This window comes from Microcoleus sp. Pol8_D6, from assembly GCF_036700965.1.
Classification (GTDB): Bacteria; Cyanobacteriota; Cyanobacteriia; order Cyanobacteriales; family Microcoleaceae; genus Microcoleus.
In genome coordinates, this window is record NZ_JAUBPW010000123.1 from 1 (window position 1) to 9578 (window position 9578).

Genomic DNA, 9578 nt, shown 5'->3' on the forward strand with positions numbered 1-9578 from the left:
TTGCATCAAGGATAGCAAAATTGTCATCACCAAAAACTGAGATGGCGTCAGGTATTTTTGTAAATGACTCTGGTAGAGTCTTAGTATCATTATTTTTTTGGATAGGCAAGCGTGTAACAACTCTGCTGCCTATCTTTTTTACCACAAGTTGGCTCAATCCTTACTAACTATGAGTTTGGGGCGGGTCGTCACCCCCCCCAGCAACCAAATGTGAATATTTTGTAGGTGCAACCTAAGCAGCTTAAGCCGAAAGCACCGTTAACAGCCCGTCGATTTGAGATTGGGAATTGATATAAATTCTGGTTGCTTTGGAATGATTAAACCGCAGAGGACACAGAGATCACAGAGTCAGAGAACAGAGAGATGAATCATTTCTATGCTATTAGATTTTAGATTTTAGATTGATATCAATTCTGGTTGCTTTGGCCTGATTAAACCGCAGAGGACACAGAGTCAGAGAACAGAGAGATGAATAATTCCTATGCTACCGGATTTCACATTAAAAATTGACTCCACAGATTCCTCTGGGAGCGTAAAGATTAATCTACAATTTTTCACTTGTCAACAGTCAACAGTCATTACTTGAAAATGTATCATCGCACTATTGATTCTATTCCGGGCGTTTCTGGTGTTTACTCTGGATAAACTGTTCCAAATCGGCGATCGCATCTTCAAAATCCGACAAATTAATTTTCGCAGGTCTAGTCTTCTTCGGCAAACTCGAAGACTGACTCGAAGACTTAGCCGGAGGCGGTGGAGATTTCGGTTTTGCAGCTTGAGTGCTGTTCGATTCTATAGAATCGAACAATTCATCCAGGGACTCAAAAAATGATTGAGCCGAGGCCCGGCGTAAATCTTTCTGGTCGTCGTCATCCGTCATAAGCCACTCCATAGACTCTAAAAGTTGCCAACAAACTCTGCCCGCCCCCAAGGCGTGCAGACATGAAAACCCGACTAAAACAAGCAAGCGGACACAATTTAACCGGACGGTGGAATGCCTGCTGCTGAACTTGCTGCCCCCTATAAAACCTGTAGCGGGCATTGTCAGCCTTCAAACTATATTTAACTCTACACCCGCCTACTGAGTGATTTGAGACTTGGTGCAGACCCAGCTCAAAATCATTGACCCTGAAAAAATCTCAGTTACGGCTCTTTCGTTGTCTAATTAACCCTAGTCTAGTCGAGAATAAGGAGACAGGACTTATGCAACTATTACCGCTGTTCAAGGGTTGCGATGGAAACGCGCCACCCGGAAAGGACCCAGAGACGGTGTTTTTTGCTTGAGTCCTAAGATTTCAAAGGCATTAGGAGATTTTAAGGTGACTCAGGGATTTGATTACGATTTAGCAATTATCGGCGCTGGCGTGGGCGGACACGGCGCGGCGATACACGCGGTTAGCTGCGGGCTGAAAGTGGCAATTATCGAAGCGGGCGACATGGGCGGGACTTGCGTCAACCGCGGCTGCATTCCCTCGAAGGCGCTGTTGGCGGCTTCCGGGCGAGTGCGAGATTTGCAGAATGCCCACCACCTAAAGACTTTGGGTATTCAATTGGGCAGTGTGGATTTCGATCGCGGGGCGATCGCCAATCACGCTAATACTATTGTTAGCAAACTTCGCGGCGACTTGACTAACAGCCTCAAACGTTTGAACGTGGATGTCATCCAAGGTTGGGGCAAAATTGCCAGTGCTCAAAAAATTACCGTCGAAACCGATAAAGGCGAGAAAACTATTACTGCCAAGGATATTATTCTCGCTCCCGGTTCTGTTCCCTTCGTCCCCCCTGGGATAGAAATTGACGGCAAAACTGTATTTACCAGCGATGATGCTGTCAGGTTGGAATCGCTGCCGAAGTGGATCGCAATTATTGGCAGTGGCTATATCGGTTTGGAGTTTTCGGATATTTACACAGCCCTGGGGTGCGAAATTACGATGATTGAAGCTCTAGACCAATTGATGCCGACTTTTGACCCGGATATTGCTAAATTAGCAGAACGAGTGTTAATTGCACCCCGCGATATTGAAACAAAAGTAGGTGTTTTGGCCAAGAAGATTATTCCTGGTTCGCCGGTAATTATTGAATTAGCTGATTTCAAAACTAAGGAAGTTGTCGAAGTTTTGGAAGTTGACGCTTGTTTGGTAGCAACTGGTCGGGTGCCGGTGAGCAAGAATTTGGGGTTAGAAACTGTTGGCGTGGAAACGATGCGCGGTTATATCCCAGTTAACGATAAGATGCAGGTTTTGGCGGCGGGAGAACCGGTGCAAAATTTGTGGGCGATCGGCGATGTTAATGGCAAGATGATGTTAGCGCATTCTGCGTCTGCTCAGGGAATTGCCGCAGTGGAAAATATTTGTGGCCGTGCGCGCGAAGTTGACTATTTGAGTATCCCGGCGGCGGCGTTTACTCACCCGGAAATTAGCTATGTGGGGATGACTGAACCTGCGGCGAAGGAGTTAGGAAAAACTGAAGGGTTTGAGGTCGGTTCTGTCAAGACTTATTTTAAGGGAAATTCTAAGGCTATTGCGGAGGGTGAAACCGACGGTATGGCTAAGGTGATTTACCGGAAAGATACTGGGGAGTTGTTGGGAGTTCACATTTTCGGTTTGCACGCTTCGGATTTGATTCAGGAGGCGGCAAATGCGATCGCCCAGCGCGATTCTGTTAACACTTTGGCATTCCGAGTTCACACGCACCCGACGCTTTCGGAAGTGTTGGATGAGGCGTTTAAACGGGCGGCTGGAACGGGTAGTCATTAATCTGTAGGGGCTGTTTTCTTGTTTTAGATCCCCGGCTTTTTGAAGAAGTCGGGGATTTAAGTATTCTGTTTGAGGGCGGTGGTAGAGTAAGTTAAAGGAGATGAAAATGCTCGCAATTGCAATCTTTTAGTATTCTCCAGAACCGGCAAGATGCCTGTTCCACAAAGAGTAAGTTTTTTTGTGGGGTGGGCATCCTGCCCGCCCAGGGAAGGCTTATTGAGAAATTACATTCCCTTTTGGCGAATATTCCTCAATAAAGGCTCGTTGTAATGTATAAATCGCTGTTCGCCCATAAACAGACAGCTAATTACTTCATTTCATTTGCTTCCGCTTGTAAGTTGTACAGTATTTAAATTGTATATTTCGATGACCCGATCGAAAATCGTCAAACTCTCTCCCCATCTCTCGAACACCATAGACAATCTAGATGCACAAAATCTTAATGATATGGTTGCAGTTATTTCCACTTTAGCTAAGCGATCGGGTTAACTTAGAATTGAGAGTTTTTAGGAGTTGAAGTGGGAGCTATATTTCCGCGCTCGCGCCATAGCAACAACGGAATGCTTAACGTTCCTAAAATCATTACAACTCCAGTCAGAATCCAAACTAGCACACGATTTGGGCGATAATCACCTCGCTCAATTTGCCAGAATACTCGATTATAACGCCATGCTGCTAAGGCAATGACCACAATGCCAAAAACTACCAGACTCAGCCCTAAAGTTTCGGAGTTGAAGAAGGGAGGGGAGGAAACTTCTTGCTGAGTCACTGTAGCTTGAAATTGACGGAGAAATAAACTGAACCGAGCGATCGCAAACCCAAAACCAATTAAAGCGAGTGAAGTTCGTAACCATGCAAGAAAGGTGCGTTCATTTGCTTGATGTTCGCGCTGTCGGTCTATTTTAGCACCCTTGTTCATCAACCCTACCTTTATAAAATATCTTAAGTTTTCCCTCGTTGATTATTGTTTCACTTGTGATTGCGGAGGGAACTATCGGTATTGCGATCGTGATTCATCATCACCAAAAAATATAGTATCAGTAAATCTACAAAGAAGCGATCGCCTCCATCTCATACCAACAGAAAATAAGAGGACACAGCAATGCTGTGTCCCTCCTACAAATACTGCGGTTAAAGCCCAGTTTAAAAAGACTTAGCTGCACTGCCGGAGTGAGCCTTTTTCTCCAACCAATCCTTACCCAATCTAATTGTCACGTCGGACTGCAAAGAACCGGTACTCTCAACCAGCACATCTCCAAAACCCAAAAACTGGCGAATCGCTTGAGCACCTTTAATATCGCCCTGTTGAGCTACTAGAGTAGTTACTTCCAGCGGTTCCGGCCAAGCTTTATAAACCTGAACATTCCGATAACCGGCTTGAGTCAAATTATTGACAAAATCTTCAACAGCCGATGGATCTCCGGTACTATCTTGAATCGCCACATTCAGAAAAGTCGAATCAGCATTCTCAATTGTCCAAGTATTTTGACCGAAGTCAAAATGTTCCGCCACCATAGTTTCGATGGCATATTGGTCTGGCAACCAAAAACTTGCCTTGTAGTCCTTAGAATCGCTAAATTTGCCGGGAACCATCAACATCTGCACGCCAGCGCGATCGGTTTGAGTAGCAAAACCAGCCAAAGCTACCAATTCTTCTATACTCAAATTCGTGTCAAGGTGAGACTGAACCACCGACAAAATCTTCGGTAGTCGAGACAGCAAACCTACATTTACTTCCTGTTCCACAAAAGCCCGCATCAACAATTGCTGGCGCTGCACCCGCCCGATGTCGCCTAAATCGTCGTGCCGATAAAGCAAATATTGCACGATTTGTTCGCCGTTGAGTTTTTGCTTACCAGCCTTTAAATCTATATATAAATGCTGGCTGTTATCGGTATACTTCATGTCTTTAGGGACATTAATAGTAATCCCACCCAGGGCATCGACCAAACTTTTTATGCCATGAATATTAACTGTGACGTAGCGGTCAATTCCCACACCCCCAAGGAGTCCGCTGACTGACTTCGCTGACGAAGCCGGGCCGCCGTAGTAATTAGCTTCGTTGATTTTCACGACCCCCCTGCCTTCAACATAGGTGCGGGTGTCTCGCGGAATGGAAAGCACGCTTAACTTTTTATTTTGAGGGTCAAACCTAACCAACAGCATGGTATCGGTTAAGCCCTTAAATGAGTTTTCCCAAACCTCGTATCCGACATCTTTGTTGACACCTCCTTCGATGTCAGAGGTCAGAACTTTAAGTCCTAAAACTAAAATATTAACTGGGCGAGTCAGCTCCGGCATCTTCATGTTGAGCTTTGCCATGTCGCCTTGAGAAAATACTGCTGCTTCTTCAGGGCTCAACTTTTGTTGCTGAAGCGGCGTTGTAGAAAGGGAGACGGCTAGCAATGCTCCGGCTGTGGCTGAGAGCATGGCTACTCCAGCCAAACCAAAACCAAAACCCAGCCAGCGACCTCGATGGGGCTGGGAAGCTTTTTTGGTTGCAGGTTGAGCAGTGGATTGTTGGATAGGGTCTTGATTAGGAATTTTTTGAGCTGGCACTGGCTTCCTCACACACAACAAAAATAAAAAAGATAATGGCAATATGTAGTATCAAGCTGAAGACGCACTCAATCAATAGGGTAGGGGCTCAAAAGAACCCTAAATTATGATAAATGTTTGCCTACTACTTGCTCGGCTAAGCGACTAATTCCTGGCAACCATAGTGGTTGACGCTTCCAGAGACGAACCATCAGTCCCAGAGCAACGATGAAATAGCTGGTTGTTAGCAGGCTACTCATTAATAACATGGGAAGTGTCGGAGATTCCGCAGAAATCGCTCCAGCTTCTAAAAGAATATGTCCTAAGAGCCAACTAAAAGCAAGGGCAATTGCCAAGCGGCTGATGGCTTTGCGTTCGGGACTACCCTGACGGCGGTAAAGAGTCCACAGGGCGGGGAAAAAGCCGATGACTGGGATCATTAATACAAACAGACTGGCACGATCGAGTTCAGGATTTTCTAAGGGATCTGTTTTTTTCATAATTCGCTACTCAAAATTTGCAGAAGGTCAGATTTTGCACACAAGTTATTTGTTAGAGGGAAAATTTATATCCTAAACCAAAATTCCGAGAGCTGGGCTGGTGCGAGATCGCCAAACTTGTCTGTCAGAGGCAAAATTTTTCTGCCCTCCCAATCTCGCGACCGATCGTTGGCAACTTTTCGACCCGGAGACCCGTATTTTGATAAACTGGATACAGCACAGCAGACAGGAGAACAGACTTAGCCATGACCCAATCCAAAAAACCCATCGTTATTGCTCCATCCATATTATCAGCCGATTTTAGCCGTCTTGGAGAAGAGATTCAGGCTGTCGATCGAGCTGGGGCTGACTGGATTCACGTAGATGTGATGGACGGTCGCTTTGTTCCTAATATTACTATCGGGCCACTGATTGTTGAGGCAATTCGCCCCGTTACTACCAAGGTGATCGATGTCCACTTGATGATTGTGGAGCCCGAGAAGTACGTCGAGGACTTCGCTAAGGCTGGTGCTGACATTATTTCGGTTCACGCGGAACACAATGCTTCGCCTCACTTGCACCGCACCCTCGGCCAAATTCGGGAATTGGGCAAAATGGCTGGTGTGGTTCTAAATCCTTCGACGCCTTTGGAATTGATCGAGTACGTGCTGGAACTTTGCGATTTGGTGCTGATTATGAGCGTCAATCCGGGCTTTGGTGGTCAAAGTTTTATCCCCGCTGTTTTGCCGAAAATTCGCCAGTTGCGTAAAATGTGCGACGACAAGGGCCTCGATCCTTGGATTGAGGTAGATGGCGGTTTGAAGGGGAACAATACTTGGCAGGTTCTGGAAGCCGGGGCAAATGCGATCGTCGCTGGTTCTGCTGTGTTTAAGGCGAATGATTACGCAGCCGCGATCGAGGGTATCCGCCACAGCAAGCGTCCGACTCCTGAGTTGGCTGCAGTTTAATCAAAGATTTTTCCAGTTTTTCTGGTTTTTCTCGTTCCCAGCCCAAGCAGGCTGGGAACGAATTTTTAGACTTGGTTGCCCAGAGTCATGAATTACTTATTTCGAGACAGATGCGAGAATGCTTTCCATCTCAGAAAGCTCGATCGCCCCGGAGAAAGTTTGGCCGTTCATAATAAAGAAGGGAGTGCCTTCAATGCCTAGTTGTTGAGCGAGTTGCACGTCTTTGGCAATGGCGGCTTCTGCAGCGGGGCTGTTGCGATCGGTGTTAAATTTATCTAATTTTAGATTGAGCTTTTGGGCGATCGATGCGTACAATGGCTCGCCTAAATCTTTCTGCCCTTCAAACAAAGCGCTGTAATATTCCCAGAATTTGCCCTGCTGGCCCGCCGCCCAAGCTGCTTTAGCTGCTGGCAGCGCTTGAGGGTGAATAGAAGTCAAGGGAAAATGCTTGTAAGCTAAAGTAACTTTGTCTTGGTGTTTTGCCATAAACTGCTTGACAGTATCGTGAGCGCGCGCGCAAAACGGACATTGAAAGTCAGAGAATTCTAAAAGTACAATCTGCTGCGAAGCTGAACCCGTGGTGGGAGAATCCCCTATGGAAGATTTGGGATTAGTTTTCATCTCCTGCAAAAATGACTGCTGCGCTGCTTTGAGAGACTGCTGCTGTTGTTGCTGGTAAGCTTGTACCGACTCTAAAATTGCTTGGGGATTTTCGCGGATCACCTGCAAGACTTGCTCTTTCAACTTGGGATCGACTGAATTACCAGCCGTTGACTGTGCGGGGGAACAACCGATAAATACCAGGCAGCCTGCCAGGAGTACAGCCAAGCAGAAGGCTTGCTGGCTGCGGAGTTTTCGCCAAATAGTGGATACGTTCATCTTTTTTTTCTGATTCACGGCAACACTTAATCCTACATTTAATTTTGCGGAGTGTCAGGTATACCGCAGTTTACTGCTGTGCAGTTGTTTTTATATGTGACCAATATTTATTCAGTGGCGATCGCTAATTCGTAGTCGGTAATTGGGAAAGGTTGTGAATCACACGAACACCGACTAACCTAATAATTAAGATTTAAATCATGGGAATTTATTATAATATAATGTCGCCTCAACAATACTCCGGACAGTTTTTAAAGAAGGAGGCGATCGCTTTGGCAGCAGAGAAGTGAAAAAAGTGAGTGCAATCTGAACCCAAAATCAACAGAAAAAAAGGCACTCTTTTTGGTTAAGCTATAAAAACAGCATCTCCTGAACTTATGGTTATAAGTTTTTCTAATCAGAAAAGCAAGCTAATACGCGATTCCTAAAATTATTAAAATTAGAAAAACCATACCCTTGCCGCATTATCAACTTAATCCGATTGTTAATTCCTTCCATGACTCCACTTGTGGTGCGATGAAGAAAGTAGTTGCAAATACCCTCAAAATGATTCTCAATTGTTGATGCAGATTCTCGAAAAAATACTTGTGCATGATTTAGGCATTGTTTGATTTTGTTCTGCCCTTTTTTGACCGTCAAATTAGTCTCATATATTTCTCTAAATGTTGCTTTCATCTCATACGCAATTCGCAAACATTCGGATTTTCCCAGTGTAAATTAGAATTTATCAATCTGCTCTTGATTCAAATTTAGTCGATTACTTAATAATAAATATTTACTTTGCTTATCTGTTATTCCGGCTGCTCTACGTAACTTATTTAAGTCTTTATTAACTACTTTCATTACATGAAAACGATCAATAACAACTAGGGCATTTGGGAATACTTTTTTGATAACTTTAGGGAATCCTCCCCACATATAAAAACTCACTTCCTCAACTTGTTTCCGAACCTCAATCGGCTGTTTCATAAGGACTTCAATGATTTATTCCGAGCGATGATAATCAATCATCTCAATTAAATTACCCTCACAAATGTCACTAACAACAGGCACGAAATTCCCTTGACCTCTTCGCATAGTTATCTCGTCGATAGAAATTCGTTTAGTGAGTTTCCAATTAGTTTTTTTTTGCTCTTATTTACCTGCTCAAATATTCCTTTTATTTCGTCATAACTCAGTCCTTCTTCTCGGACAATTTGCTCCATACTCCATTGTTTTACACGCTCATAAATATTTTGTTCGTATCCTTGAGTATGCCGTCTTTTAACGTCCAAAAAATCTATTCTTTCTGTGGGATACCGTTGGCAACTAGGAAAGTAAAACTGTCGCCGTGGGATTTTTAAATACACAGGGCGACCAAAAACCGACAAATCTTTTACTAAAACTGGTTTATTTTGATGCAGTTTTTCGGTAGATTTTTTACAATGATGACAAACAATTTGTTCAGATAGAATACTCAGTCCCAAGAAAATTTTTCCCTCAACTTGAGTACAAGTTTCAACCCTGACTCCAGGCAAGGCTAATAGATCAGTCTAGATGGAAGCTCACAATGGTAAATGTATTAATATGTACATTTTACACCATAAAGTCAGGAGAGCCTAAAAACACACAAGCTCAACAGATTGCCTTATGAAAATCATTGAATCCATCTTACAACAAATGCCAGGGATTAGTCAACCCCAAAAGAAGTTTTTAATCACTTTATTCTCAACTATCTTGGTGGCTTATGGCAAGGTCAACTTCACAAATCTCAGTCGTTATAGTTGTTTGAGCGAAAAAAACTCGCGTCGTCACTTTCTCAAAAGCTTTAATTTTACACAATTTAATCAAGATTTATACCACTTCTCCAAAAATATGCTACAATAGCACTTCTAGTAAAAAGACGATTGTATGAAAGTAAATTACCAAGAAAGAATTGAAGACACTGCGACCGAATTAAAAATAATTATGTCACAGCA

At 44.0% G+C, this 9578-nt stretch carries 9 protein-coding genes and 1 pseudogene; 3 read left to right on the forward strand and 7 right to left on the reverse strand.

Features of this window, described 5'->3' with window-relative positions:
• Nucleotides 1–610 precede the first annotated feature (610 nt).
• Nucleotides 611–880, reverse strand: coding sequence for a hypothetical protein (locus QUA10_RS28140; RefSeq protein WP_333085802.1), 270 nt, complete (start codon nucleotides 878–880; stop codon nucleotides 611–613).
• A gap of 439 nt (nucleotides 881–1319) precedes the next feature.
• Between QUA10_RS28140 and lpdA the strand changes: the two genes are divergently transcribed.
• Together lpdA and QUA10_RS28150 are read left to right on the forward strand one after the other, a co-directional pair.
• Nucleotides 1320–2756, forward strand: a complete 1437-nt coding sequence (gene lpdA, locus QUA10_RS28145) for a dihydrolipoyl dehydrogenase (RefSeq protein WP_333085803.1) — start codon at nucleotides 1320–1322, stop codon at nucleotides 2754–2756.
• A gap of 366 nt (nucleotides 2757–3122) precedes the next feature.
• Nucleotides 3123–3245, forward strand: a complete 123-nt coding sequence (locus tag QUA10_RS28150) for a hypothetical protein (RefSeq protein ID WP_333086454.1) — start codon at nucleotides 3123–3125, stop codon at nucleotides 3243–3245.
• Between the two features lies 1 nt (nucleotide 3246).
• Here QUA10_RS28150 and QUA10_RS28155 read toward each other — a convergent pair whose 3' ends face one another.
• The 3 genes from QUA10_RS28155 to QUA10_RS28165 form a co-directional block, all read right to left on the reverse strand.
• Nucleotides 3247–3675, reverse strand: coding sequence for a DUF202 domain-containing protein (locus QUA10_RS28155; protein WP_333085804.1), 429 nt, complete (start codon nucleotides 3673–3675; stop codon nucleotides 3247–3249).
• Nucleotides 3676–3899: 224 nt separating this feature from the next.
• Nucleotides 3900–5315 (reverse strand): LCP family protein, encoded by a 1416-nt coding sequence (locus QUA10_RS28160; RefSeq protein ID WP_333085805.1) that lies wholly within the window; start codon nucleotides 5313–5315, stop codon nucleotides 3900–3902.
• Between the two features lie 104 nt (nucleotides 5316–5419).
• The gene (locus QUA10_RS28165) at nucleotides 5420–5794 is read right to left on the reverse strand and encodes a hypothetical protein (protein ID WP_333085806.1); all 375 of its coding nucleotides are present in this window, start codon (nucleotides 5792–5794) and stop codon (nucleotides 5420–5422) included.
• 245 nt (nucleotides 5795–6039) lie between these two features.
• Between QUA10_RS28165 and rpe the strand changes: the two genes are divergently transcribed.
• Nucleotides 6040–6741 carry a ribulose-phosphate 3-epimerase gene (gene rpe / locus QUA10_RS28170; protein ID WP_333085807.1) on the forward strand — a complete coding sequence of 234 codons (702 nt, stop codon included), beginning with the start codon at nucleotides 6040–6042 and terminating at the stop codon, nucleotides 6739–6741.
• A gap of 96 nt (nucleotides 6742–6837) precedes the next feature.
• Here the strand turns inward: rpe and QUA10_RS28175 are convergent, their stop codons facing one another.
• The 3 genes and pseudogenes from QUA10_RS28175 to QUA10_RS28185 all read right to left on the reverse strand — a co-directional run bounded on the left by QUA10_RS28175 (nucleotide 6838) and on the right by QUA10_RS28185 (nucleotide 9137).
• Entirely contained in the window at nucleotides 6838–7620 is a 783-nt protein-coding gene (locus tag QUA10_RS28175) for a DsbA family protein (RefSeq protein ID WP_333085808.1), read from the reverse strand.
• A 393-nt stretch (nucleotides 7621–8013) separates the two neighbouring features.
• Nucleotides 8014–8589, reverse strand: a pseudogene (locus QUA10_RS28180) (ISL3 family transposase).
• Nucleotides 8590–8699: 110 nt separating this feature from the next.
• Nucleotides 8700–9137 carry a transposase family protein gene (locus QUA10_RS28185; RefSeq protein ID WP_333086456.1) on the reverse strand — a complete coding sequence of 146 codons (438 nt, stop codon included), beginning with the start codon at nucleotides 9135–9137 and terminating at the stop codon, nucleotides 8700–8702.
• Nucleotides 9138–9578 lie beyond the last annotated feature (441 nt).

What these genes read in the sequence shown, in the direction of transcription:
- QUA10_RS28140 (WP_333085802.1), bottom strand. Translation starts at nt 880, where the DNA reads ATGACGGATGACGACGACCAGAAAGATTTACGCCGGGCCTCGGCTCAA.
- QUA10_RS28150 (WP_333086454.1), top strand. Translation starts at nt 3,123, where the DNA reads ATGACCCGATCGAAAATCGTCAAACTCTCTCCCCATCTCTCGAACACC.
- QUA10_RS28155 (WP_333085804.1), bottom strand. Translation starts at nt 3,675, where the DNA reads ATGAACAAGGGTGCTAAAATAGACCGACAGCGCGAACATCAAGCAAAT.
- QUA10_RS28165 (WP_333085806.1), bottom strand. Translation starts at nt 5,794, where the DNA reads ATGAAAAAAACAGATCCCTTAGAAAATCCTGAACTCGATCGTGCCAGT.
- rpe (WP_333085807.1), top strand. Translation starts at nt 6,040, where the DNA reads ATGACCCAATCCAAAAAACCCATCGTTATTGCTCCATCCATATTATCA.
- QUA10_RS28175 (WP_333085808.1), bottom strand. Translation starts at nt 7,620, where the DNA reads ATGAACGTATCCACTATTTGGCGAAAACTCCGCAGCCAGCAAGCCTTC.